Here is a 25,463-nt window from a genome sequence, read left to right as displayed (position 1 = left end):
TCTGAAATGTGTGTTTTTAAGTTTGAAATCGATTTAGTTTATGGTCAAAGTATTTGCTGATAAGTCCGAACATCCTTTTGAATGGCTTGATGTAACCGATCCGAGTTCGGAAGAGTTGCATGAAATTGCCAGGAAATATAATTTGCATGAATCTTCTGTTAATGACTGTCTTCAGCCAGATCATCTTCCCAAATATGAAATTGTTGGCACTGAGGGTGATGTATTTATTATTTTGAGATTACATACCAGCGAAGTGGCAAATCAGGCAGATACTGTCAGGGAATTGACGGATAAAATTGCCATTTTTATGAAGGAAGAGCGCGTCATTACAATTCATAAAAAGCCATGGCCTGAGTCTGAAAAAATAAAAGAAGAATACATAAAATCGGATTACTGCAAATCGGCCCATCATATTCTCAACGAAATTATCAAAACCGGTCTTGCCACTTACGACAGCCACGCAGCACGGTTGAACAGGGAGATCGAATTTTTTGAGACGAATATGTTTTTGAAAAACAGAAAGCAGTCTCTTTTGGAAGGATTATATTATTTGAAAAGAAAAGTTGATGTGACTCGCCGCATCCTGATTTTGACTTATGAAATTGTAGATAAAATCGATAACCAGCCCGGTAATACTTATACCCGCGACACGCGCGATCTTTATGTCAAACTGCATAGTATTTATGATTCGCTTTTCGAAAACACGAATCATCTGATGAGTATTTATTTTTCCCTTTCTTCCCAACGCACCAATGAGATAATTCGCGTATTGACAATTTTTTCTGTCTTTTTTATGCCGCTTACTTTCATTGTTGGTATTTACGGTATGAACTTTGAGTTTATGCCGGAACTGAAAATGAGATTTGGATATCCTGGTGTGATGCTTTTGATGGGCGTCGTAACGGGTTGTATTTATTATTGGTTCAAAAAACGGGAATGGCTTTGAGAAAATAATACTGGATTAAAAATGTGGTACTTGTTTGAATGAATTTTCAATTTGTGATAATATTAGTAATTTGAAAGAAGCAGACAAACATTGTTAATTCCGGAAAGTTAAATCATATTTGATTTTTTACCGGGGAATGTTCCTGATGCTAAACCGCTAATTGATCCATATGTTTTTTCTATTAAAAAGGTCGAAAAAAATCATTTTATTTTGGGTGCTTTTTTTCTTCATCATTTCCCCTGTTTTTGCACAAAACAAAAAACCAAAATTTAAAGTAATCGCTTTTTATACGGGTAAAAATGATCAGGCGCATATCAGTTATATGCATGAGGCAAATAAGTTTTTCCCAAAAATCTCGGCTGAAAATAATTTCACCTATGACTCTACGACTGATTGGAGCAAACTAAATGCGGAATTTCTTGCGCACTATCAGGTCGTACTTTTTTTGGATACGCGTCCTGAAAAACCTGAACAACGTGCTGCTTTTCAGAAATATATGGAAAATGGCGGGGCCTGGATGGGTTTTCATTTTGCAGCCTTTGCTTTAACGCCTTCGGCGTTCAATCAGGACTGGGATTGGTATCATGAAAAGTTTTTGGGATCCGGCCAATATGCAAGCAATACCTGGAGACCGACTTTTGCTATTTTACGGGTTGAAAACAAAAATCATCCCGTCACAAAAAATCTTCCGGAAACAATTAAATCTTCTCCAAATGAATGGTACCGCTGGGAACATGATCTTCGAAAAAATCGGGATATCGAAATTCTGTTATCCATTGATTCGACCAGTTTTCCGTTGGGAACCGGACCGAAACCACATGAAATTTGGCGCAGTGGATATTATCCGGTGGTTTGGACCAATAAGAATTTTAAAATGCTTTACTTAAATATGGGGCATAACGATATTGATTATGAAAACAAAACCAATAAAACTTTGTCCTATACTTTTGCAAATAAAGCTCAAAATCAGCTGATTATTAATAGCCTTTTGTGGCTGGGCACTGGTAAAAAGTAATTTTGCTGACAGGTACAGAATTGCAACAAAATTGATGGTTTCATTTGTAGAAAATATAAGGGTATGAAACTATTACTCATAGAAGACGAAAAGGCGCTGGCGACTAGCATTCAGAATTATTTCCAGCGTGAAAATTTCATTTGCGAGTGGGCGGCTGATTATGAATCGGCGATAGAAAAAATAAATATATATAAATACGATTGCGTGCTGGTTGATATTATGCTCCCGGATGGAGATGGCTTGGATGCGGTCAAGGAATTGAAACGGAAAAATCCGGAAACCGGGATTATTATTATTTCGGCAAAAAATTCATTGGATGACAGAATTGAAGGTCTGAATTTGGGTTCTGATGATTATTTAACGAAACCCTTTCATCTTTCAGAGCTTAATGCAAGAGTGCAGGCAGTAATCCGCAGAAGGAGTTTCCAGGGAAATCAGCAGATCCGTTTTGGTAAAATTAACATTGAACCTCAGGAACATTTTGTCTCTGTGGACGGGCAGGAAATAATTTTGACCAGAAAAGAATACGATCTTCTAATTTATTTGATTGCTAATAAAAACCGCGTTCTAACCAAAGAATCTATCGCTGAACATTTGTGGGGAGATGATGCTGATTTGATGGATAACTTTGATTTTATCTACACGCATATAAAAAATCTCAGAAAAAAACTGATGGATAAAGGCTGTCCGGATTATTTGAGATCCATTTATGGCGTGGGTTATAAGTTTAGTGAGCAATGAGATTATTACTCCGGATACTTCGCTACCAACTGGTAACATCGATGATCGTTCTCTTTTTGGGAGCTGGACTTTTTTATGTTACAGTCAGGTATCTGATTGACAGGGAGGCTAATAAGGAATTGTTTCAAAGTCAGGTTAAGGTTCGTTGGCAGCTGAGGCATCTGGATACTTTGCCAGTTTATATTTTACAATTAGGAGATAGTTTACAGCTTCAGCCAGTACCGTATCCGGGAAGACCTTTTATGCGCGAGACTTCTATGCTAAATCTGGCAGAGAACGAGTATCAGCCTTATCGTCAACTGGTATTTTATGAAAGATCTTTGGGGCAATGGTATCGGATTACAATCAGCAAAATGCTTTTACAAAGGCAGCGATTGCTGGAAACGGTTGTAATGACGATTACATTTATTGTCGCCTTGCTGCTGATTTCTCTTTTGTTGTTAAATAGTTGGTTGTCAGAGCGTTTATGGAAACCATTTTATAAGACGCTAGGTAAACTGGATCACTATCAGATTCAGCAGCATGAAACTTTGGTGTTTAAGAAAGAGGAAACGCTGGAATTTGATCAGCTAAATCAAGCTGTGACGCAGCTCACGGAAAGGATTGCAGCAGCTTATCGAAATCTTAAAGAATTTACTGAAAACGCATCGCACGAAATACAAACACCTCTGGCTGTGATCCTTTCGAAAATTGAAGGATTGTTCCAGGATGAAACTTTAACGGAATCACAACTTGTTACATTGTCAAGTGTGAGTGAAGCGGCTAATCGGTTAGGACGTTTGAACCAGGCATTATTATTGCTGACAAAAATTGAGAACAGGCAATTTTTAGCAGGAACTGAACCAGTTAACCTGGTACCCATAATAAATGGTAAGTTGCAGGATCTGGAAGATTTGATTCTTAAAAGGAAAATAAATATTCAAACTGATCTGGAGCCGATAGGTTTGATAATACATCCGGCATTGGCAGAAATCCTGGTTAATAATTTATTAACAAATGCGATCCGCCATAACGTTGAAAACGGAAAGATTATTATTACCTTACGTGAAAGATTTTTTTCTGTTAAAAATACAGGTAAAACTTTAAATTTGAACCCGGAGCAGCTGTTTGAACGTTTTAGAAAAGAAAGTACATTATCTGCCTCGCTGGGACTTGGTCTAGCTCTTGTAAAAACCATTTGTGAGGTGAACGGGCAAAACTTAAAATATGATATAGACAACGAGTGGCATACATTGACTGTGAGTTGGTAATATAAAGATTTTTCATGGCTAATAAAAAGAGAAAGGGGGAGGTTTATGACCTTCCTTTTTTTATGTTTTAATCTGATTATGAATATTTTAATCAAATAAGTGGTAGGGTTTTTAAGTACGTAAAATATTTCGTAGGTTTTGGGATTATTTAATTTTAATGCGGGAAGTCATGAGTGAAAAACCAAAACAATTAAAGGAAAATGGAGTAGCTTACAGCCGGTCAGAATATGGCAAGAGGGAAATGAAGAACTTGAACCGGAGAATAGTACCTTCTAGTGACGGTGGGTTCCTTAATGATAAGGTGTCTCAAATGAATAATCAAAATGTTGAGGTTACCCAAGTCCGAAATGTCAACACAGGGCACTGGATAAAACGGAATGAAATAACAGGAGAATTTACTGCGGGTGAAAGTACCAAACCTTTTGTAGGGGTAAGTGTCCGAAGAAAATTCAGAGCGGCGGCTAATCCGTCAATTACCAGGGAAATGGCTGAACTTGCTGAAAAAGCTGTGCTGGCAGTTTTGAATCGCACTTCAAGAAAATAATTGTGACAGGAGGCGAGAGCGTAAACACTTCTCTTTTAACAGGAACGATAAAAGCACCGCTTTATGAAAAGAGTGTTTTTATCAATTGTCCTTTTGATTCAAAGTTCAGGGAAATTTTTCATGCGATAATATTTACAATCCACGCCTGCGATTTTACTCCCAGATGTGCTCTTGAATTTGATGGAGATCCGAACAGGCTCACTAAAATCACAAATTTGATTCGTGAATGTCAATTTGGAATTCACGACGTTTCTCTTCGGGACGGTCGGCTTAACATGCCTTTGGAGCTTGGTTTATTCATAGGTTGCCAGAAATACGGTACGGGAAAACAGAAACATAAAAGCTACCTTATTCTGGAAGGTTCGCCCTATTCGTCAAAGATTTACTTATCGGATTTGGCCGGGTTAGATCCCATGTCACATGATTTCCACACAGACTCGGTAATTGGTTGTGTCAGGGATTGGTTAACATCAAGATCCACATCACCTCACTTAATACCGCATCAGCCTTACTTTGTCCAGAAATATAGTCAGTTTTCAACCGAGCTTCCGGATATATGCAGATCAATAAAGTGGTCTCAGGAAAGACTTCTTTTTCCTGAGTTTTCCAGTCTTGCCTCATCTTTCATTTTTTCCAATTTTTAGATTCTTTTAAGTTTTCTTCAAACTTCAGAATCTCTTCAGTTTTCCCACAAGATTACAACAGGATCGTTTTGCAATTTTGAATTAACAAACGAGGCAAAGTAGCTGATAAGATTTTCAGCTGGTCTTAATTCTGGCACTTTTTATCGTCTGTAATCCATCATTCAACTTAATCATTCTGTATAGTCATGTTTCAAAAACAAAATATCAAAAAACTAGCTCCTGTTGCTTTGGCGTTTGCTTTTTTAGGAGGCACATCATTTGCGGCATACGAGCATTTTAGTAAGCCGGATACAATTTCGAACTGGGTAGAAAACAATATGCCTGTTGTAAAAGCTCGTTTGGATGAAAAAAATAATGGTGCAAATGTGGCCATGATTCCAGCAGATTTTTCCTATGCTTCACAAAAAGCAACTGCGTCAGTGGTCCATATCAAATCAACACTTAAACCAGAAAGAAATGTAAGTCAGCAAGTCCCTGATGAGCTGAGGGACTTTTTCGGAGGCCGTAGTCCGTTTGGACAGGAAGGTCCACAGGGAGAGGGAAGAGCCGAAAAAGCACAAGCATCGGGTTCAGGCGTTATCATAAATCCGGAAGGATATATCGTGACAAACAATCACGTGATCCAAGGTGCAGAATCTTTGGAAGTTACATTGGCTGACAAAAGAGTTTTCAAAGCAAAAGTTATTGGTTCTGATCCAAATACGGATATTGCCTTGATCCAGATTGATGCTAAAAACTTGCCAGCTCTTTCTTTTGGCAGTTCAGAAAATGTAAAAGTAGGGCAATGGGTGCTCGCGGTTGGTAATCCATTCAATCTGACTTCAACGGTGACAGCCGGTATTGTAAGTGCCAAAGGTCGTAGTATCAATATTTTAGGGGAAAACTCAAAAGCACCTGTTGAGTCATTTATTCAGACTGATGCAGCAGTAAATCCAGGAAATTCCGGTGGTGCACTTGTAGATTTAAATGGAAATTTGATCGGTATTAATACTGCAATTGCCAGCCAGACAGGACAATTCGCTGGTTATTCATTCGCAGTTCCTTCCAGTATAGCTCATAAAGTTGTAGAAGATATCTCTAAATTTGGTTCTGTACAACGTGGATATCTGGGCGTTGGAATCAGTGAAGTAGATGGTGCGAAAGTGAAATCCTATGATTTGAAAGTGAATGAAGGAGTTCGTGTTGAAAGTTTTTCTGAACAAAGTGCTGCTCGCGAAGCAGGTTTAAAAATCGGTGATATAATTACAAAAGTTGACGGACATTTAATTGAAAGTGTCCCTCAGTTACAAGAGTCAATTGCGCAGCATAAACCAAGTGATAAAGTGGTTGTAAATGTGAACCGCGCTGGTGTAGATAAAGAGCTGACAGTTACTCTAAAAAGTAACACAGGGACACTGGTTGCAGAAAAATCAGCTCAGACGCTAGATAATCTTGGAATTGAATTACAAGATCTTACCACTCAGCAGAAGAAAAACTGGGATGTTGAACAAGGTGTAATTGTGAGCCAGATTAATGCAGGAAAGGTTCGTCAGAATACGGATATGCAGGATGGTTTCGTTATTACTAAAATAGATAAAACACCTGTTGGAAATGTGCAGCAAGCGATGAAAGCATTAGAAAGTAAAAAGGGTGGAGTGATGATTGAAGGAGTATATCCTGGAAGTCAGGAAACACAGTATTATGCGATTGGTTTGTGAGGTTGGGTCGGGGCGGGCCTTGTGTCCGCCCAAACAAACGGCGTGGCTGCCCAAACAGATGAAAAGTTTATTTTTAATAAAAACCCAGTTTAAGTATTAAAAATTTAATCATCGTAAAAAATGAAAAAGAGCCTGATTCTATTAGGAGTGCTAAGTATTTTCAGCACAATGGTTTTTGCAAATAATTCAAAACCTAGAACAATGAGTGGCGTGACAGTGCATACGTATAACTGGATAGTACCGGACATGAAAAAAAATCAAAATCCGATGTACAGCAGTACTTATTCACGTCAAAGAATTCAACAAGCATTTGATGCAGCACTTAATGGAAAGGGGTTAGTCAGAGAAACCCAGCATCCTGATCTGTTGCTGCAATTTCATACCTACACGCAACGTGTTCGAAGAAATTATTATGGCGGGGGAGGATATCCTATGATGGGTTTTGGCAGGTTCGGATATGGAATGCCTTATTACGGAGGGTATGGATACGGAGGGGGATATGGAGGTTACGGGGGATATCCATCGTCAAGCAATAATACTGACGGGACATTGATATTGGATGTTGTTGATACAAAAACCGGAAATATCATTTGGCAAAAAGCAATTTCGGGTGATGTGACCAATCCAAATCATCTTGAAAAAAGAATCAATAAAGGAGTTAAAAAATTAATGAAAGATTTCCCGGTTCAGGGATAAGTTGTTGAATGAAATAAATAAAACAGGCATAAAAAAGATGCCTGTTTTATGCGTAAAAAAATAAATTATTTTTATGTTAATCTTGTTCTCTAACTACAATATTTCAACAGAATGTCATTGTAATTTTGAAATGTTAAAGGTTAAGAAACTATTCAAATTTAACACATCAGCTCATGAAATCGCATAGAAAAGGTAATTCCGATATTGTAACAAACGGGGTTAATACCTTTAAACCTCGTTTATCAACAACAGTCTTTGCAGCTGCCATTTTAGTAACTACATCGTTTACAGGTTATAGCCAAAATTATCAGAATAATTATGGCAATCAGCAAAACAGTAACCAGCAACAATATGCAAGTCCGCAGAAATATGATAACCAGCAACAGTCCTATAGCAACGGACAATCCGCTCAGAAACAACAAAGTCTTGAATCGATGGTTGCCCAATACAATGATGATGTCAGAAATGATATTTTGATTGCTACGCAGTATCCGGATATTTTAACAAAACTTGCACAGATCCGGGATAATACAACGCAGGCTTTTCAGTCTACCATTCAGAATTATCCTCAGAAAAAACAAAACTGGTTTTATGAGGTTTCCCGTTATCCGGATTTGATGCATCAGCTTGCTACTTTACCACGTAGACAGTCGAATGAACAGATTGAAGGAATGGTCGCAAATGTTCCTAATGCTTCGGCGGATTTAAAAGAAGCTGCATGGAAGCTTTATAACAATCATCACAGTGATCTGGTAACAGTGGATAATTTGAATCAACAAGCTATAAATTCTTTTGAAGATATGGTTAGCCCGCTAAACCGGGACGCCCAAAATGCATTCAGAAATTTGCAGGAAATGCCGGACGTGTTATCGATTTTGAATGATCATAGCGATCTTACAGCAAGTTTGGGACGCGAATTTAGAAATGACCCGGATGGAACTCGTCAGGATCTCGCTGATCTTCACAATAAACAAGAAGCGCAGAACAAACAGGATCTTGCTGATTATCAAAAAGATTTGTTGCAAGATCCACAAGCTCAACAAGAATATAATCAGGCTCAACAACAATATGCATCGGCAAATAATGGATATAGCTATCCTGCACCAACCGGTGATAAAGTTGTAAATGTTTATAACAATCCATATCCATACTGGTTTGGTTATCCTTCCTGGTACGGTTCGGCAATGTGGTACCCTGGCGCTTATGGCTTCGGTGGTGGTTTATATTACGGAATGGGTTTATACGGATTTCCTAGCTTTGGGTTTTCAAGTTGGTTCTTTGGTGGGGCTTACAGATATTACCCTCACTTATACCGTACTTACGGTAACTTTTATCGCAATAACTATTTGTCAAGAGGCCGTTTCATTTCCCCACGCAGCAACGGTTTCATAGGAGCAGCCGGAAGACATTATAGTCCAAATATGGGTAGTGCACGTTCAAATTGGTTGTCATCTCCAAATCGTGGTGGTGGATATAGCCAAGGCCGGACTTATTCGCAAGGATCCCGTTCATTGACACCAAGCCAAAGTTATGGCAACAGAAGCTACGGCGGAAACAGTTTTAGCAGACCATCCAATGGCGGAGGTTTTAGCAGAGGCGGTGGCGGATTCAGTGGTGGTGGTTTCCGCAGCGGCGGAGGCGGTGGTGGAATGAGAGGTGGCGGTGGCGGACGTCGTTAATAGTTGATGTGTTTATATAGTTTGAAAGCAGAATAGGCAGCCACCACGGCTGCCTATTTTTGTTATGTCGACGTAACTATACTTTCCTTCTTTTCATACGCCAGTTTTTCAAATCTTTGAAAATTGTTTCAGGATATAATGACAATCCGTAACTGTAATACATGCCACCGAAATGATGATCTATATTTCCACTTTTTATAGCATTACGGTAACCGGTTTGTACGTATAGGCCAGCCCAGGGTGTGAGTTTGTGCTCTGCATAAATACCAATCTGAAAAGGTTGAAAATACCGCTCTTTTCTACGCATCAAAATATCCTCAAAAAAGTCTTTATAATGTGAGGACTGTTTTCCGATACCAAATTCTACCGGAGCCAGCAAAGTCCATTTTTTTGTTTTTAACACTGGATACCAATAGGCAAGACTTAGAAACTGTACATCAGTCTGGGTAATTGAAGACATGTTGATTCTTGGCGACAGCATTTTATGCCAACGTAAAATGGATTTGGATGCATCATAACCCATCCAGTAGTATCCCAAAGTAATACGGTGTGATTTCTTTCCAAAGCTCAATCCCCCGCGTAAGCCCCAGATATTGACGTGTTTGTTTTTAATATAGGTATTGCGGGAGTCAAAGTTAAAAAGCAATCCTACCTTTGGAGTAGAGGAAGTATCAGTATCTATCTCCGCACGAAGTGTACATGATATCAAAACAAATAAAAAGCACAGACATACAGATTTAAATCCGAAAAGGTAACCAGCCTTGCACCTTTTAATTTTCATACTTGATACTTCCTCTATTTAATTATTTTAAAAGATTTTTTCTTTTTTCCCTGCTGCTATAAATATATTCATAAATAGTTGGCAGAATCAATAGTGATAATAGGGTGGCTGTGATCAGTCCCCCAATAACAACTATGGCCAATGGTTTTTGCGTTTCTGAGCCAATTCCTGTACTTAGCGCGGCGGGTAAAAGACCAAGTGACGCCATCAAAGCAGTCATAATTACGGGTCTCAATCGTGACCGTGCTCCGTCTTTTATCGCATCTACCAACGGCATTCCGGCTTGTAAGTTATGCCTAAACTTATTTACGAGGATTACACCATCCTGCGTTGCCACACCAAATAAAGCAATAAAACCAACGCCTGCCGAAATACTGAAATTGACGCCTGTTATTAGTAAAGCTGCAATTCCGCCTATTAACGCAAAAGGAACATTTAATAATACGAGCACAGAATCCAATGAATTACCGAATGATGCGAAAAGTATAAAAAATATCAATAAAATACTAATTGGAACGACAATCATTAATTGCTTTTCTGCACGTTCCTGATTTTCAAACTCTCCGTTCCATTTTATTTCGTAGCCTTTTTCCAGTTTGACATGATCCTTAACCTTTTGCCTCGCTTCATCCACAGCACTTCCAAGATCCCGGCCACGAACTGAAAATTTCACGGCAATAAAACGTGCGTTGTCTTCACGGTAAATAAACGCAGGGCCAGCCTGATTTTTTATAGCAGAAATTTCTTTAAGCGGAATTTTTCCACCATTTAATGTCGGTACCAATAAATTTCCAATTTGATCAAGCGAGGAGCGATAGGGAAGATCGTATCTTAAACGCAAATCAAATTTTCGTTCGCCTTCATAAACCTGGCTGACTGCTTTACCACCAATGGCCATTTCAATTACAGCATTGGCGTCTGCTGCATCCACTCCATACTGCGCCATTTTATCGGGATTCAAAGTAATCCGAAGTTCCGGCTGACCCAGATTCCGGAATATTCCCAGATCTTCAATTCCTGTCACAGTTTTAAGTTGAGCAAATACTTCATCGGATTTTTTATCAAGCAGATTTAAATCGTTTCCGGTAATTTTGACGGCAATAGAACCCTTAACACCCGAAACCGCTTCTTCGACGTTATCAGAAATAGGTTGAGAAAATCCAAAATCAATTCCTTTGTAAATAGCCAGTTTTGCCTGCATCTGGCCTATAAGTTCTTCTTTGGAAATATCCCGTTTCCATTCCTCTTTTGGAAATAAATCAACAAAAAATTCCTGGTTGAAAAAACCTGTCGCATCCGTTCCATCATTTGGTCTTCCTGTTTGAGAAATGACACCTCTTACTTCTGGAAATTGTTCAAAAATCTGACGAAATTTTCGGGTGTAATGGTAACTATCTTCCAGACTTACAGAAAGTGGCATACTCGCACGTACGTAAATGGAACCTTCATTCAAATGAGGAAGAAATTCTGAACCCACCCAACGGAAAGAAAATATAGCGATAGAAAGCGCTGCAACCGCTGTAATTACCGCTCTTTTAGGATGAAGCATCACGTGATTCAATAACGGGGAGTAATTTCTATTCAACCATTCAATAATCGGATTGTGACGTTCACGGACGTTTTTATTTAATAAAATGCTGCTCATCACCGGTACAAAAGTAAGCGCCAGTAAAAGTGCTCCTAAAAGCGCAAAACCCATGGTAAATGCCAGTGGACTGAAAAGCTTTCCTTCCACTTTCTGGAATGAAAAAATTGGGAGGAGTGCAGTAATAATAATCAGTTTGGAGACAAAAATGGATTTTCCCATTTCCACTGCCGTTTTAAGGATTTTTCCGAGTTTGGCGCGTTTGTTAAATTTCTCCATGCCTTCCGTTTCGGCCCAATGGGCCAGCATCACAAAGAGGCCTTCCACCATTACAACAGCCCCGTCAATAATAATCCCAAAATCGATTGCACCTATGGAAAGTAAGTTTGCACTCATTCCTTTTGCGCGCATCAAAATAAATGCGAACAACAGCGCCAATGGAATTACCAATGCTACGGTCACAGTTGTGCGCCAGTCAGCCAGGAAAATCAGAAGAATTACTGTAACCAGCGTAATGCCCATAGCCACATTTTCTCCGACAGTTCTTAATGTATGGCTATTCAGTTCGGTGCGGTCGTAGAATACTTTGATTTTTACGTCAGCAGGAAGAACGATACTATTCAGGTAATCAACTTTTGCTTTTAAGGCAGGTAAAACCTCGCCCGGATTTTCACCTTTTCTCATCAATACAATTCCCTCAACAGCATCGTCGTGACTATCCCGGCCAACAATCCCCAACTGCGGTAAAGCAGATTCATGAACGGTACCAATGTTGGTCATTCGCACCGGAACTCCGTTAAGATTTTTGACGATGATTTTTTCAATATCTGAAACACTGGTTACAATGCCGATTCCGCGAACTACAAATGCCTGCTGACCCTGACGCAGAACATCACCACCGACATTCACATTGGCTCTTTGCAAAGCGCTGTAAATATCAAGCGCAGTCAGATTGTATTTGGCGAGAAGGTTAGGATTTACACTGACCTCAAACGTTTTAATATGTCCGCCAAAACTTACCACATCGGCAATACCGGAAACTGCTTTCAAACTTTTTTCTACTACCCAGTCCTGAATCGTTTTTAATTCGGTATTTGTTTTCGTTTCCGATTCCAGCGTGTAGCGGTAAATTTCGCCGGTTGGTCCTGCGGGCGGTTGAATTTCTGCATCAACACCGTCTGGAAGATTTACGTTAGCCAGCTTTTGCGAAGCTTCCATTCGGGCATTGAATCCATCAATTCCATCTTCAAAAACAATTTTAATGAAGGATAAACCAAATAAATTAATCGATCGAAGCGCGGACTTATGGCTGATAGAATTCATCTCTGTTTCGATTGGAACGGAAATAAAACGTTCAACTTCTTCGGCACTTCGTCCCGGCCACTGCGTAATGATCACAACTTCCGTGTTGGTCACATCCGGATAAGCTTCAACCGGTGTGAAATAAAAACTCACCGCTCCGGCTACAACCACGAGCAGCGTTATGAAAAAGATAATCGCCTTATTTTTGAGCGAGAATCCGATTATACTTTTTATGAGCTTATCCATAGAATCAATTATTGGTTAATTCGCTGAATAACATTAATGCTCCTTCCGTAACTACTTTGTCTCCGTGCTGCAAAGCGCCTTTTACATACATGAATTTTGAAGTGTTTTTCAGAATTTCAACCGGGACCGTTTTGTATTCACCGGCTTTCACTTCTTTAATCACAAAATAACTATCCTTACTGAAAATGACGGAAATTGGATTTACTGCAAGTAATTTTTCCGGCTTTTCAATGTGTAATTTGACATTACAAAACATATCTGGTTTCAACAAGCCACCCGGATTTGGCAAAACAACTCTTGCCTGCAAAACTTTACTATCATTATCAATAACCTGACTGATGTTGGATATCGACCCGGTGAAAACTTTATCAGGATAGGCAAGGGTAGTAATATTAACCTGCGCACCTTGTTTTACAGCCTGAATATCCGGCTCGTAAATGTTAACCAAAACCCAAACGTCCGTCAAATCAGATATTGTAAATAGCGCATCCGAATTGTCTGAACGGATCTGCATATCTGCATTGACATTTTTTTCAACCACATAGCCATTTTCTGGTGCTTTAACTGTGAAAATCGGCTGTTTTCCTGAACCGGTTCCTCCATAAAGTTTTAATACCTGATTGGAACGCTCTAATTCGGAGCTGGCAATTTCCAGTTGTTTCCTGGCGTTTACGAGATCATTCTCAGATGAAAACTTGGTTTTATAAAGTTGTTCTACGTTATCTGCATTTCGTTTTGCAATATCAAAATTGGCTTTGGCGGTATTCTGATCTTTCAAGAAATCACTTATATCACCGCTTTGAAGTGTGGCCAAAACCTGTCCTTTTTTGACATAAGCCCCAAGATCAGCTTTTACTTCCAGCACATTTCCGCTAACGATTGGAAATACTTTATCCACTTTTTTCTGGTCAAAGGAAACCTGTCCTGTAAATTGAAGTTCCTCTTCAAAATTTCTTAATTGTACGGTATCAGTTCTGAATGTTGAGCCTGTATCTTTGGTTTCTGCTTCCTTCGGTTTTTCAGAACGGTTGCAGGATGCCAGCCATAAAAAAGCCAGTGGGACGAATCCTATAAATAATTTCATGAGGTGAGGTTTTAAAAGGTTTTTGTATTGGTGACAAAATTGAGTAGCTGCTGTGCCTGAAACAGATCATTTTGAAGATCAATCAGATTAACCTGTGCATCTCTGTACGCCCTGATTTTATCTATATAACTGACCAGATCAATGATCCTTTTTGCATAATCTTCGGTCGCATTTTTAGAAATTTCTTCTATGCTTTGCAGGTAAGCCTGCGAAACCCTCTGTTGCTGGATTAGTGCCTGCTGATATTGCTGTGACGCTGCGACAACATCCTGTTCTACCTGCAAATGCGTTAGGTCTGATGTAGTTTTTGATTGATCAATACCAACCTTCGCACTTTGAATATTGCCCTGATTTTTATTTCTGACCGGCAAATCAATAAGCGCCTGAATACCCACATAATGCGGAAATGCAGAACCAACGCGCTGGTAATCTGCTCCAATGGTCAGATTTGGAGTTGCCAGCGACCGCTGATAAGTGAGATTATTCTGATTGTATTGAATTTGTAACTGAGAAGCTTGTAAATCAGGCCTGTTGGCATAAGCAAGATCAAGAAGCTGCGTAAGAGCAGGTGTCACATTATTGGATGTTGGTGAAGTTGCAGGCACAATATACACCGTTCCGCTTTCGGACAATAAAACCCGCATGACCGATTCGTCCTGAGAGATTTGAACGTTTAAATTGGCAAGATCCCTCTCAAAATTCTTTTGTTCAAGTTCTAGTCGGGTCACTTCAAAAGGTGCAATAATCCCAAGTTTGAGCTGCGCCCGAAAAGCTTCCAGAAGATTTTCCAGACGCGTACGTTCTTCATTAAGCATTCGGAGTTTGGCTTGCTCATTGACAAGATTGCCAAAGGTTTGAGACAATGTGTAGCGTGCATTACGCATCACATCCTGAAAAGCAGACTGCTGTAAAGCAACATTGGACTGTGCCAGTTTAACTAGTTTGCTTCGACTGCCAGTCAAACTTAAAACCTGTTGAAGTTGCAAATTTATGACGCCTCCTGTTGGGTTAATCAAATCTTCCTGTTTACCATATGGTAAAAATTTGTGTGTGTACCCGTTGTAAAGATTTGTCTCGACAAAAAGGTTGGGATTGTACCACAATTTAGCTTGTTCAACACCGGCTTCCGCAATGTTAACATTGAATTTTTGGGCAATCAGCGCAAAGTTTTTTTGAACAAATTGTTCCTGCGCCTGTTCCAGTGTAAGCTTTAATGTATCCTGTCCGCGACTGGGAAGGATGGAAATCAGGTTTATACCTAATAATAGTAATGTATGCTTCATAGTAAGGTGAGATAGTTAATCTGAACCTAAAATAGAAAATTATTTAAAACTATAAGTTAACTTTATTTATTTGACCATCCGACAGAACAGCTTCTTTTATGAATCTCTTTCCAACAATTGTCAAACAAATAGGTTTTGATGTAGTTGTGATTTACTCTAATTTTCCCTGGGTTTAATAAAATCTATGACTGAGGTCCAATAGCCGGCTTTCTATCGATGTTAAATTAGAAAATACTGGAAGAATTTATTTATAAACTATATAGAATCATATTTAATTCATAAAGCCAGATTACCGTTTCTTCGCAGTTTGATTTTTAAAATTTGTCAAATGATGGAATTGAACTCATAATAAAATATTGTAAATATATCATGCTGGTAAAAATGCTTTATTAAACCGAGGTATTTTTCGTGCAATCTTTTAATTTTATTCCTATTTTGACTGATAAGCTAAAACAGTTAAATAATGCCGAAACTTAAATTGACATTAACTCCAAATGTTGCGCTAGGAATGTTGACTCAAATTCTATTAAATTTAATTAATTATGGTGTGAGCATTGTGGTCGGCTTAAAATATAAACTAAATTGTAAATAATATGAAAAAGTTAATTTTTGTAGCGTGCATTATGTTTTATGCCGCAACCAGTTTTGGCCAGGATATGAAGGAGACAGACGTGCCGTCGGTGGTGCTGAATACATTTAAACAGCAATATGCCAAAGCCGAAAAAGTGGAATGGAAGCAAAAAGCAGGAATGTACAAAGTGGAATTCAAAATCGTAAAAGATGATCACGAACTTTGGCTGGATAAAACCGGGAAAGTTGTAAAACATAAACAGGAAATTAAGGCAGATCAATTGCCAAAAGAAGTGACCGCTGCGATTACAAAAGATTACAAAGGTTATACCATACATGATCCGAAAAAAACTGATAATGCAGGTGTGGTAACGTATAAAGTTGAATTGAAAACCGCAGGATCGGAAATGCATTTAACTTTTGACAAAACAGGAAAAGTTATTAGTAAAAAGAAAGAAGATTAATTTAATGCAATCTTTTCTGTTTCAATGTTATAAGATGAAAAGGGATTGTGGTATTGTTCTTATGGTGTTTTAAGGATTTTTCAATGTTTTACCCCGTAAATGGAAATATTCAAAATTTTTTTTCGCAAAGTCCGTTTTCTATCTGTAAATGCCAAATGAATTCGAAATTCATCAGTAATTTGGAACGGGTTTTGTAGTTAGAAAGAATTTATCAAGCATCCAAAATTGATTAAAGTGACAATTTTTATTTCCAGCATATGAGGTATTCGGAAATTCTTGAAAATGTTCAGCATTATATCGGGCATTTTTTTGGTGCAAAAGAGGATACAACCCTTACATTCCACAACTTTGCTCATACGAGGGATGTGGTGATGCATGCTACAAAAATGGCCCGTCACTACGGACTTGACGATCAAGAAACGTTTATTCTTACAGCCGCATCCTGGTTTCATGATACGGGTTATTATACCGGCGAACCGTGTGGGCATGAGCAGCGAGGAGCAGATTTGGCAGGCAGTTTTCTTTTAAAAATGGGAGTTGAAGAATCGCTAATTCTGGAAGTGAAAAAATGTATTATGGCAACTGTAATGCCTCAGAAACCAGAAAATCTGTTGCAGCAGATCATGTGTGATGCGGATCTTTATCATTTCGGGACTGAACAATTTTCGGCCCGTGATATGCTTATGCATGAAGAAGTTGAAAGGAAAACAGGATGTAAAATTGATAGCAGTCATTGGAGAAAAGCCACAATTTGTCTTTTGGAATCACATTTCTTTAAAACAGATTACGGGCAAAAGCTGCTTGAATTTGGGAAAAAGAAAAATCTCGAAAGATTAAAACGAAAAGAATCGAGGGGCAGGATAGCAATTTCTCATCATCAAAACAGATGCGCTGAATAAGTGATTTATGTTATTTTCTTTTCAATCAATATAAAAATAGGGGAGAGCTGATTTCAGCTTTCCCCTATTTAATTTCAATGCGAAATTCTCTTATTTTTTGCTTTTGATAGGTAATGTAAACCAGTGGAATCCATCTCTTGCGATAAGTGCTTCCGCGATTTCAGGTCCCCATGAATCAGCTGAATAATTAGGAAAATTAAGACTTTTTCTTCCTTGCCAGGCATTCAAAATTGGCATGATCAGTTCCCAGGCTGTCTCTACCTGGTCACCGCGCATGAACAGTGTCTGGTCACCCAGCATAGTATCCAAAAGCAAAGTTTCGTAAGCTTCCGGTGCTTCTGTTGTGTACGTTCCCTTATAATCAAAAACCATATCAACGGCATTCAGGTACATATCCAACCCCGGACGTTTTGCCTGAACTTGTAAACGAATGCTCATTTCAGGCTGAATGCTGATAATGAGGCGGTTTTGCTGCCAGCTTTCGTTCGCCTCTTTTGGGAAAACCATGTGAGGAACGTCCTTAAACTGAATCGTAATAACAGAAGCAGACTGATGCAATCTTTTTCCGGTACGAACGTAAAAAGGAACACCCTGCCAGCGCCAGTTGTCAACATGAAACTTGATTGCTGCAAAAGTTTCAGTGTTTGATTCCTTGTCAACATTCGGTTCTTCGCGGTATCCAGGCACTTCCTTTCCTTTCATCCATCCGCTTCCATATTGTCCGCGAACAGCTGATAAACGCACATCTTCCGCTGTGAATTTCCGCATAGCTTTCAATACATCCACTTTCCTGTTACGGATTTCGTCTGCATCAAAACTTACCGGTGATTCCATGGCCACCAGACAAAGCAATTGCAGCAAGTGATTCTGGATCATATCACGCATAGCTCCTGAGCCATCGTAATAATCACCGCGTTCTTCAACGCCTAATTGTTCTGTCACAGAAATCTGTACGTGCTCAATATAATTCCGGTTCCAGATCGGTTCGAGAATCGCGTTTGCGAAACGGAAAGCCATGATATTCTGAACCGTTTGTTTTCCCAAATAATGGTCTATACGATAAATCTGCTTTTCATCAAAAATACCAGAAAGCAATTTGTTCAATGAAACCGCTGATTCAAGATCGTGGCCAAATGGTTTTTCAATTACAATTCTGGTTTTTTCAGGATCGTCGGCCAGTTTACTTTTAGAAATATTTTCAGCAATAATCGGGAAGAAATTTGGAGAAACAGCCAGGTAATAAATTACGTTCGCCTCGGTTCCCCATTCTTTATTATGTGCCGCAATTCTTGAACCAAATTCCTTATACGTTTCGTGATTGTTGATATCAGAAACCTGGTAATGAAGATGTTGGGAGAAATCTGCCCATTTATCATCTTTTACTTTTCCACTTCTTGAAAAAGAATTAATTCCTTCAAGCAATTTTCCTTTAAAATCTTCATCAGACAGCGGAGTACGGCCAGTCCCTATGATAGAGAATTGATCTGGTAACCAACCTTCCAGGTATAGATTATATAAAGCTGGGGCCAGTTTTCGTGAATTCAGGTCACCGGTACCGCCAAAAATAATAAAGATGGTCGGCTGTGATTTAATAGTTGAATACATGATGTCGTTGGTTTAACGGACTAATTTGAAATTTCCGGTTAGTTTTTTGGTACCCATTGTGTATGGAAAACACCTTCTTTTCCAATTAGTTCGTAGGTATGCGCGCCAAAGAAATCCCGCTGTGCCTGAATCAGGTTTGAAGGCATTCTCTTGCTGCGGAAAGCATCAAAATAACTCAGCGTAGCCGCAAAAGCGGGAACAGCAATGCCACTGGCTATCGCGGTGGAAATTACAGATCGTGCTCCGGAAGTTGTCTCATTGACCGTTTTTGCAACAGCGCTGTCAAGCAGCAAATGGGCTAATTCTTTATTTTCTTCGTAAGCATTGTAAATATCATTCAAAAAAGTAGAGCGGATGATACAACCACCGCGCCAGATTTTCGCAATTTCAGACAGATTCAGACCATAGTTATATTCCGCAGAAGCATTGGAAAGCATTTGCATTCCTTGTGCATACGTTACAATCATTGCAAAATAAAATGCCTCTTCCAGTTCGGCCAGAAATTTCTCCTGATCCACATCCAGTTTTTCAGTTTCAGAAGTGCTATATAAAGTTGCCGCTTGCTCACGAAGTGCTTTATATTTGGACAAATCACGCATTGCAACGGCTGTATCGATCGTCGGAATTGGTGATTGCAAATCCATTGCAGCTTGGGAAGTCCATTTTCCGGTTCCTTTTGCTCTGGCTTCGTCTTTTATATCATCCAGCAACAAATGATCCGTTCCGGGTGCTTTATATTTAAAGATGTCAGTTGTAATATCGATCAGAAAAGACTGCAATCTGCCTTCGTTCCATTTTACGAAAATGTTGCCAATCGCTTCATTATCCAACTTCAATCCCGTTTTAAGGATTTCGTAAGTTTCTGAAATCAATTGCATTAAACCGTATTCAATGCCATTGTGAACCATTTTCACAAAATGACCAGCTGAACCTTGTCCGATATACGTGACACAAGGTGCGCCATCAACTTTTGCTGCAATGGCTTCCAAAATTGGCTTCATTACATTGTAAGCGTCTTTGTCACCACCTGGCATCATACTTGGCCCACGACGCGCTCCTTCTTCTCCGCCTGAAACGCCCATACCGAAAAAGTGATAACCCTGATTTTCAAGATAGTCTACTCTGCGGTTTGTATCAATAAAATGAGAGTTTCCTCCGTCGATCAAAATATCTCCTTTATCAAGCAATGGAAGCAATTCTTCAATGACGCTGTCCACTATTTTTCCTGCCGGAACCAGCATCATAACGGCGCGTGGCGTGGTCAGGCTTGCTATGAATTCCTTGATATCACTGAATCCCTTTACTTTAATATCTTTCCCTTCTTCTTCAAGTAGGGCTCCCTTCGTTGCATCTTTATCATATCCTGCGCCGGCAAAGCCGTGGTCGCCGATATTAAGAAGTAGGTTACGGCCCATTGTACCAAGGCCAATCATACCAAAATTATATTTTTGCTGATCACTCATGATTGTGGAAATGTTTCTTTTTTAAGACCTTCAAGAATTGTTTTCGTGGATTCGAAACTAGTATGATGAAAGGCGCGTATTCCTAACTTCTGGGCCGTGGTGGTAAACATGACCCTGTCGTCGAAGTAGACGCATTGCTGTGGAGTTGCCTGGGCAATACCCATTGCAATATTAAAAATTCCAGGATCAGGTTTGCGGATTTTAACTTCGCAGGAAGAAATAAACGCATCAAAACACTGATGTAATTTAAATTTACGAACACGATAGTCGTTTAATTCTTTTCCTTCATTATTGATGGAGATAATACGGAAACCGCAGTCTTTTTTCCAATCTTTAAGCCATTGAAGCATCTCAGGCAATTCGACAGATTGCGCATAGATAAATGCTTTGAAATCTTCGCGGGCAAAATCGCGGGGATGATTGAAAATTACCGTGTCAAGATATTCGTCAAGGGCAATACTGCCAATTTCATATACATTGAAAATGAAATTATGCAGCACATTCACTTCGTCGTAATCCAACCCGAATTTTTCTGCTGCCATTTTGCGGGATTCGTGCCCCCAGCCATTGCTGAGGAGCACGCCACCGATATCAAAAAACAGTATTTTAAGATCAGTTCTTTCCATTGCTTACAATTTAGCTGAGTTTCGATTTTTCTTGTTCAATGGCTTCCAATAATTTTTGGAACGGCTTATTGAATTTATCAATTCCTTCTTCTTCCAGCTGTTTTGTAATGGCATCAATATCAATACCGGCAACTTTGATTTTTTCCATGATCTCAGTTGCGGTATCAAGGTCATCTTCAAGACGGCTTGCAGGATCGCCATGGTCGCGGTATGCTTCCAGTGTTTCCAATGGAATGGTATCAACAGTATCAGGACCAATAAGCGCTTCTACATATTTTGTATCCTTGAACGCAGGATTTTTGCTGCTTGTGCTAGCCCAAAGCAAACGCTGAGGAACAGCACCTAAATCAGCGAGTTTTTTCCAACGCTCTGTGCTGAATACTCTTTTGTAAATTTCGTATGCTTTTTTAGCGGAAGCAATGGCTACTTCACCTTTCAATTCACCAAGGCCTTTTTCATCCAAAAGAGGATCAACCAAAACATCGATACGGCTAAGGAAGAAACTTGCAACAGATGAAATATTTTTAACTGGCAATCCTTTGGCAGCTCTTTCTTCCAAACCAGAAATGTAAGCCTCCGTAACTGCTTCGTAACGGTCAAGTCCAAAAAGCAACGTTACATTGATATTCAATCCTTCACTGATTGTTTTTTTGATAGCTGCAAGACCTGGCTCAGTTCCTGGAATTTTGATCATTACATTCGCTTTATCAACTTTTTTCCAAAGTTCAAGCGCTTGTTTGATCGTTCCGTCTGTATCAAGGGCAAGGAATGGAGAAACTTCAAGACTAACATATCCGTCGGCACCAACTACTTCTTCGTCATAAACCGGTCTCAACAAATCGCAAGCCAGCTTAATATCTGCAACGGCAAGACCGAAGAAAATTTCTTCATTTGTTTTATCGCCTTTTGATAATTCACTGATATCTGCATCATAGTCAGAGCTGCTGCTAATGGCTTTTTCGAAAATTGCAGGATTGGAAGTAACACCCCTCACGCCATCTTCTTCAACCAGTTTTTTCAAATCACCTGAAAAAATAATCTTACGATCAATAAAATCCAGCCAGATGCTTTGACCGAAGTCGTGTATTTGTTTTACTTTATTAGTAGCCATAACCAACTTTTTTGTGAATTATTAAATTTACTGTTTAATTATAATCAAAAACAGCCAAATTTTGGCTGTTTTTGATGTTTTAGCCTATTTACCTAACAAAGCTTTCGCCTTATTAATTACATTATCAATCGTAAATCCGAAAACTTTATACAATTCTTCCGCAGGTGCCGATTCGCCAAAAGTATGCATGGCAATGATATCACCTTCGTCTGTAACGTATTTGTGCCAACCCAAAGGCGAGCCGGTTTCAACCGCGAGACGTTTTCTGATCGCCTTAGGGAAAACCTCTTCTTTGTACGCATCATCCTGTTTTTCAAATAATTCCCACGATGGCATACTCACTACACGCGCCGCAATTCCTTGTTCTTTAAGTTTTGCCTGCGCCGATATAATCAGTTCAACTTCGGAACCTGTTGCTATCAAAATCACTTCCGGAGTTGTGTCTGAATCAGAAAGGATGTATGCTCCTTTTTCTAACTGTGTAGCCTTGCCATATTTTGTCTGATCCAGAATTGTCAGTCCCTGACGAGTGAAAACGAGTACTACTGGTCCGTCTTTATGTTCCAGTGCAACTCTCCATGCCTCAGACGTTTCATTAGCATCCGCAGGGCGAATTACCGTAATATTTGGAATGGAACGCAGGGAAATTAATTGTTCAACCGGCTGGTGCGTCGTGCCATCTTCTCCAAGTCCGATACTATCATGCGTATAAACAAAAATCGGTCTGATCTTCATAATAGCAGCCAGACGGATTGGAGGGCGCATATATTCGGAGAACATAAGGAAAGTTGCACCGAAAGGAATAACACCTTTTGTCAAAGCCATTCCATTCAATGCTGAGCCCATTGCGTGCTCCCTGATGCCGAAATGGAAATTACGACCGTCTCTTTTTTCAGGGGTGAAAGAATCAAATTCTTTCAGATTAGTATCTGTTGACGGAGCCAAATCGGCTGCACCGCCAATAAAGTTTGGAAGACTTGCTGCGATAGCGTTCAACACTTTTCCGGAAGCCTGGCGGGTTGCCATTTTTTTGTCGGAAACTTCAAAAACCGGCAAATTATCTTTCCAGCCTTTTGGCAATTCTCCTGTTTTTGCCAATTCGTATTCAGCGGCAAGTTCGGGGAATTTCTCTTTGTATTCGCTGAAAAGGGTATCCCATTTCTTTTCCAGTTCAGTCCCTTTTTCACCAACTTCTTTGTAATAAGCAGCTACTTCGTCAGGAATTGCGAAGAATTGTGCAGGATCAAAACCGAAGAATTCTTTAACCAGTTTTACTTCATCTGGTCCAAGAGGCGACCCGTGGGAACCGGCAGTATTTACTTTATTAGGACTTCCGTAAGCAATTTGTGTACGGACTCTAATAAGTGACGGGCGATTTTTTTCTGCTTTTGCATTTCTGACTGCAATCACTAAGGCATCAACATCATTCCCGTCTTCAACAGATTGTACGTGCCAGTTATATGCTTCAAAACGTTTTCCTACATCTTCTGTAAAAGCAATATCGGTAGCTCCTTCAATAGAAATATGATTGTCATCATACAAATAGATCATATTTCCTAGTTCCAGGTGACCTGCCAGAGAAGCCGCTTCGGAAGTTACACCTTCCATCATATCACCATCACTGCAAATGGCGTAAACATTATAATCGAAAATTTCATAACCCGGTTTGTTGTAACGGGCAGCAAGATGTTTTTGCGCGATCGCAAATCCTACGCCGTTTGCAAAACCTTGTCCCAAGGGACCCGTGGTAACGTCAATTCCGGGAGCCAGTCCGTATTCAGGGTGGCCGGCGGTTTTACTATTAAGTTGTCTGAAATTTTTAAGATCGTCGAGCGAAAGATCGTAGCCCGTAAGATGTAAGTAGCTGTATTGTAGCATACAGCCGTGTCCTGCTGATAATATGAACCGGTCTCGATTTGCCCAGTCAGGGTTTTTGGGATTGTAATGCATGTAATGTGCCCATAATACGTGTGCCATTGGCGCTGCGCCCATCGGCATTCCAGGGTGACCTGAATTCGCTTTTTGTACTGCATCTACGGACAAAAGTCTAGCCGTATTAATGCCTAGCTGTTCAATTTCCTTTGTATCTGATCCCATTTTAAACTATTCTATTGGTTTGAATAAATTGATGAAATGGTTCTTGTCCGCTTATTGCCATAAGTGCTTCAATGTTCCGAATTCATCATTTTTTGGTTTATTTTTAGTTATGTTGTCAATAAAAAATCAATTTACCAGACTTGCTACGTAATTCCTATCATAAATTGCAAAGACTTTACAGGTAGCTCAGGAACGGGGTTGTTCTTCCTGTAATTCAGCTAAATAAGATTTTTTTCGATAACATTATATATTGATTAAAATCTGGCTTTAACATCAGATGGATGAAAAATAGTCAGTATTTAATTCTCAAAATTGATGTATTACCATGTTTACTCAAATAGCTGATTGGCGGAAAGTGATGTATAAATCCTCGAATCGCATAGATATTACATGTGGTTCCATTAGGTGAAGTTTACATTAATGGGATTTAATTTTTATGAAGCAATTAGAAAAATTCATAATTACTATTACTTAGTATGATTGAAAAAGAAATCTTATCGGAAGTGAACCAGTTGCCAAAAAATCTTCAGTTAGAGGTTCTTCACTTTATTTCTTTATTGAAAAAAGGATATATTGAAGATAATAGGGATAAAATTGTGCCTGACAGAATATTTGGAAGAGCGAAGGGAATATTTAGGATATCACATGATTTTGACGAACCCTTAGATGAATTTGAGGAATAATAGGTAATGAAATATTTAATTGACACACACACTTTTTTATGGTTTAACGCTGGATCTGAACAATTGAGTTCTAAGTCAAAAGATCTAATCGAAAATCCCAATAAAGCAATTTGTATTAGCCAGTTTATGGGAAATTTCAATTAAGACAGCTATGAAGAAACCTGAAATCTTCAGGCCTTATGAATTTCTTATACACGATATAATGGCGGCAGGTATGGAAATAATGCCTATTACCTTTGAACATACTGTCCAGCAAAACATTCTTCACTCACATCGCAGAGATCCTTTTGACCGAATTATTGTATCACAGGCGTTGGTTGAAAGAGCAAGGCTGATAAGCAAAGATGAAATTTTAGATCGTTATTTTTTGGAATACGATATTAATAGGGTTTGGTAATTTCGGGTTATGATTAACTTAAATAAAATAAAATCGCTAATTTACCCTCCGTCAT

General features: G+C 39.2%; 22 protein-coding genes. 13 read left to right on the top strand and 9 right to left on the bottom strand.

Features of this window, described 5'->3' with window-relative positions:
* Positions 1 to 40 precede the first annotated feature (40 nt).
* From FZF08_RS06040 to FZF08_RS31525, 9 genes are all read left to right on the top strand, one after another.
* Positions 41 to 946 (top strand): CorA family divalent cation transporter, encoded by a 906-nt coding sequence (locus tag FZF08_RS06040; protein WP_159467732.1) that lies wholly within the window; start codon positions 41 to 43, stop codon positions 944 to 946.
* A 169-nt stretch (positions 947 to 1,115) separates the two neighbouring features.
* Positions 1,116 to 1,961, top strand: a complete 846-nt coding sequence (locus tag FZF08_RS06035; protein ID WP_159467731.1) for a ThuA domain-containing protein — start codon at positions 1,116 to 1,118, stop codon at positions 1,959 to 1,961.
* A 63-nt stretch (positions 1,962 to 2,024) separates the two neighbouring features.
* On the top strand, positions 2,025 to 2,702 hold the full coding sequence (locus FZF08_RS06030) for a response regulator transcription factor (RefSeq protein ID WP_159467730.1): 678 nt from the start codon (positions 2,025 to 2,027) through the stop codon (positions 2,700 to 2,702).
* Positions 2,699 to 3,952, top strand: coding sequence for a HAMP domain-containing sensor histidine kinase (locus FZF08_RS06025; protein WP_159467729.1), 1,254 nt, complete (start codon positions 2,699 to 2,701; stop codon positions 3,950 to 3,952). The genes FZF08_RS06030 and FZF08_RS06025 overlap by 4 nt, the downstream gene beginning before the upstream one ends.
* Before the next feature lie 169 nt (positions 3,953 to 4,121).
* Positions 4,122 to 4,496: a hypothetical protein gene (locus tag FZF08_RS06020; RefSeq protein WP_159467728.1), complete on the top strand. Its 375-nt coding sequence runs from the start codon at positions 4,122 to 4,124 to the stop codon at positions 4,494 to 4,496.
* Positions 4,497 to 4,498: 2 nt separating this feature from the next.
* The gene (locus FZF08_RS06015; protein WP_159467727.1) at positions 4,499 to 5,140 is read left to right on the top strand and encodes a hypothetical protein; all 642 of its coding nucleotides are present in this window, start codon (positions 4,499 to 4,501) and stop codon (positions 5,138 to 5,140) included.
* 185 nt (positions 5,141 to 5,325) lie between these two features.
* Complete coding sequence (locus tag FZF08_RS06010; RefSeq protein WP_159467726.1) at positions 5,326 to 6,837, top strand: Do family serine endopeptidase; 1,512 nt, start codon at positions 5,326 to 5,328, stop codon at positions 6,835 to 6,837.
* Positions 6,838 to 6,957: 120 nt separating this feature from the next.
* Positions 6,958 to 7,533, top strand: coding sequence for a DUF4136 domain-containing protein (locus tag FZF08_RS06005; RefSeq protein ID WP_159467725.1), 576 nt, complete (start codon positions 6,958 to 6,960; stop codon positions 7,531 to 7,533).
* 173 nt (positions 7,534 to 7,706) lie between these two features.
* Positions 7,707 to 9,212 (top strand): hypothetical protein, encoded by a 1,506-nt coding sequence (locus FZF08_RS31525; protein ID WP_200837036.1) that lies wholly within the window; start codon positions 7,707 to 7,709, stop codon positions 9,210 to 9,212.
* 76 nt (positions 9,213 to 9,288) lie between these two features.
* On the opposite strand, the gene FZF08_RS05995 is transcribed toward FZF08_RS31525, so the two are convergent.
* Genes FZF08_RS05995 through FZF08_RS05980 form a run of 4 tightly spaced genes read right to left on the bottom strand, consistent with a single transcriptional unit; the run spans position 9,289 to position 15,493 of the window.
* A complete protein-coding gene (locus FZF08_RS05995; RefSeq protein WP_159467724.1) occupies positions 9,289 to 9,993 on the bottom strand; it encodes a hypothetical protein in 705 nt (234 codons plus the stop codon).
* 22 nt (positions 9,994 to 10,015) lie between these two features.
* The gene (locus FZF08_RS05990) at positions 10,016 to 13,126 is read right to left on the bottom strand and encodes an efflux RND transporter permease subunit (RefSeq protein ID WP_159467723.1); all 3,111 of its coding nucleotides are present in this window, start codon (positions 13,124 to 13,126) and stop codon (positions 10,016 to 10,018) included.
* 4 nt (positions 13,127 to 13,130) lie between these two features.
* Positions 13,131 to 14,210: an efflux RND transporter periplasmic adaptor subunit gene (locus FZF08_RS05985; protein ID WP_159467722.1), complete on the bottom strand. Its 1,080-nt coding sequence runs from the start codon at positions 14,208 to 14,210 to the stop codon at positions 13,131 to 13,133.
* An 11-nt stretch (positions 14,211 to 14,221) separates the two neighbouring features.
* On the bottom strand, positions 14,222 to 15,493 hold the full coding sequence (locus FZF08_RS05980; RefSeq protein ID WP_159467721.1) for a TolC family protein: 1,272 nt from the start codon (positions 15,491 to 15,493) through the stop codon (positions 14,222 to 14,224).
* 593 nt (positions 15,494 to 16,086) lie between these two features.
* On the opposite strand from FZF08_RS05980, the gene FZF08_RS05975 reads away from it, so the two are divergent.
* Together FZF08_RS05975 and FZF08_RS05970 are read left to right on the top strand one after the other, a co-directional pair.
* Positions 16,087 to 16,527 (top strand): PepSY-like domain-containing protein, encoded by a 441-nt coding sequence (locus FZF08_RS05975; RefSeq protein ID WP_159467720.1) that lies wholly within the window; start codon positions 16,087 to 16,089, stop codon positions 16,525 to 16,527.
* 257 nt (positions 16,528 to 16,784) lie between these two features.
* The gene (locus tag FZF08_RS05970; protein ID WP_159467719.1) at positions 16,785 to 17,426 is read left to right on the top strand and encodes an HD domain-containing protein; all 642 of its coding nucleotides are present in this window, start codon (positions 16,785 to 16,787) and stop codon (positions 17,424 to 17,426) included.
* 90 nt (positions 17,427 to 17,516) lie between these two features.
* Here FZF08_RS05970 and zwf read toward each other — a convergent pair whose 3' ends face one another.
* From zwf to tkt, 5 genes are all read right to left on the bottom strand, one after another.
* Complete coding sequence (gene zwf, locus FZF08_RS05965) at positions 17,517 to 19,031, bottom strand: glucose-6-phosphate dehydrogenase (protein WP_159467718.1); 1,515 nt, start codon at positions 19,029 to 19,031, stop codon at positions 17,517 to 17,519.
* Between the two features lie 38 nt (positions 19,032 to 19,069).
* Entirely contained in the window at positions 19,070 to 20,494 is a 1,425-nt protein-coding gene (gene gndA / locus FZF08_RS05960) for an NADP-dependent phosphogluconate dehydrogenase (RefSeq protein WP_159467717.1), read from the bottom strand.
* Positions 20,491 to 21,120 (bottom strand): HAD family hydrolase, encoded by a 630-nt coding sequence (locus FZF08_RS05955; protein ID WP_159467716.1) that lies wholly within the window; start codon positions 21,118 to 21,120, stop codon positions 20,491 to 20,493. Before FZF08_RS05955 ends, gndA begins: the two co-directional genes overlap by 4 nt.
* 10 nt (positions 21,121 to 21,130) lie before the next feature.
* Entirely contained in the window at positions 21,131 to 22,231 is a 1,101-nt protein-coding gene (gene tal, locus FZF08_RS05950) for a transaldolase (RefSeq protein ID WP_159467715.1), read from the bottom strand.
* Positions 22,232 to 22,315: 84 nt separating this feature from the next.
* Positions 22,316 to 24,328: a transketolase gene (tkt, locus tag FZF08_RS05945; protein WP_159467714.1), complete on the bottom strand. Its 2,013-nt coding sequence runs from the start codon at positions 24,326 to 24,328 to the stop codon at positions 22,316 to 22,318.
* Between the two features lie 476 nt (positions 24,329 to 24,804).
* On the opposite strand from tkt, the gene FZF08_RS05940 reads away from it, so the two are divergent.
* On the top strand, positions 24,805 to 25,011 hold the full coding sequence (locus FZF08_RS05940; protein ID WP_159467713.1) for a DUF2281 domain-containing protein: 207 nt from the start codon (positions 24,805 to 24,807) through the stop codon (positions 25,009 to 25,011).
* 94 nt (positions 25,012 to 25,105) lie between these two features.
* Entirely contained in the window at positions 25,106 to 25,408 is a 303-nt protein-coding gene (locus FZF08_RS05935) for a type II toxin-antitoxin system VapC family toxin (protein WP_409012651.1), read from the top strand.
* The last annotated feature ends 55 nt before the right edge of the window (positions 25,409 to 25,463 follow it).

The sequence above is a fragment of the Dyadobacter sp. 3J3 genome, assembly GCF_009801115.1.
GTDB lineage: Bacteria > Bacteroidota > Bacteroidia > Cytophagales > Spirosomataceae > Dyadobacter.
Note: the sequence above shows the minus strand (reverse complement) of the source record. Positions and strands in the feature narration are given on the sequence as shown.

Bases quoted from the DNA above. Each gene is read 5' to 3' on its own strand.
- FZF08_RS06030 (WP_159467730.1), top strand. From the start codon at position 2,025: ATGAAACTATTACTCATAGAAGACGAAAAGGCGCTGGCGACTAGCATT.
- FZF08_RS05980 (WP_159467721.1), bottom strand. From the start codon at position 15,493: ATGAAGCATACATTACTATTATTAGGTATAAACCTGATTTCCATCCTT.
- FZF08_RS06025 (WP_159467729.1), top strand. From the start codon at position 2,699: ATGAGATTATTACTCCGGATACTTCGCTACCAACTGGTAACATCGATG.
- FZF08_RS05990 (WP_159467723.1), bottom strand. From the start codon at position 13,126: ATGGATAAGCTCATAAAAAGTATAATCGGATTCTCGCTCAAAAATAAG.
- FZF08_RS06020 (WP_159467728.1), top strand. From the start codon at position 4,122: ATGAGTGAAAAACCAAAACAATTAAAGGAAAATGGAGTAGCTTACAGC.
- tal (WP_159467715.1), bottom strand. From the start codon at position 22,231: ATGGCTACTAATAAAGTAAAACAAATACACGACTTCGGTCAAAGCATC.
- FZF08_RS05975 (WP_159467720.1), top strand. From the start codon at position 16,087: ATGAAAAAGTTAATTTTTGTAGCGTGCATTATGTTTTATGCCGCAACC.
- FZF08_RS06010 (WP_159467726.1), top strand. From the start codon at position 5,326: ATGTTTCAAAAACAAAATATCAAAAAACTAGCTCCTGTTGCTTTGGCG.
- tkt (WP_159467714.1), bottom strand. From the start codon at position 24,328: ATGGGATCAGATACAAAGGAAATTGAACAGCTAGGCATTAATACGGCT.
- zwf (WP_159467718.1), bottom strand. From the start codon at position 19,031: ATGTATTCAACTATTAAATCACAGCCGACCATCTTTATTATTTTTGGC.
- FZF08_RS31525 (WP_200837036.1), top strand. From the start codon at position 7,707: ATGAAATCGCATAGAAAAGGTAATTCCGATATTGTAACAAACGGGGTT.
- FZF08_RS05985 (WP_159467722.1), bottom strand. From the start codon at position 14,210: ATGAAATTATTTATAGGATTCGTCCCACTGGCTTTTTTATGGCTGGCA.
- FZF08_RS05955 (WP_159467716.1), bottom strand. From the start codon at position 21,120: ATGGAAAGAACTGATCTTAAAATACTGTTTTTTGATATCGGTGGCGTG.
- FZF08_RS05940 (WP_159467713.1), top strand. From the start codon at position 24,805: ATGATTGAAAAAGAAATCTTATCGGAAGTGAACCAGTTGCCAAAAAAT.
- FZF08_RS06040 (WP_159467732.1), top strand. From the start codon at position 41: ATGGTCAAAGTATTTGCTGATAAGTCCGAACATCCTTTTGAATGGCTT.
- gndA (WP_159467717.1), bottom strand. From the start codon at position 20,494: ATGAGTGATCAGCAAAAATATAATTTTGGTATGATTGGCCTTGGTACA.
- FZF08_RS05995 (WP_159467724.1), bottom strand. From the start codon at position 9,993: ATGAAAATTAAAAGGTGCAAGGCTGGTTACCTTTTCGGATTTAAATCT.
- FZF08_RS05970 (WP_159467719.1), top strand. From the start codon at position 16,785: ATGAGGTATTCGGAAATTCTTGAAAATGTTCAGCATTATATCGGGCAT.
- FZF08_RS06035 (WP_159467731.1), top strand. From the start codon at position 1,116: ATGTTTTTTCTATTAAAAAGGTCGAAAAAAATCATTTTATTTTGGGTG.
- FZF08_RS06005 (WP_159467725.1), top strand. From the start codon at position 6,958: ATGAAAAAGAGCCTGATTCTATTAGGAGTGCTAAGTATTTTCAGCACA.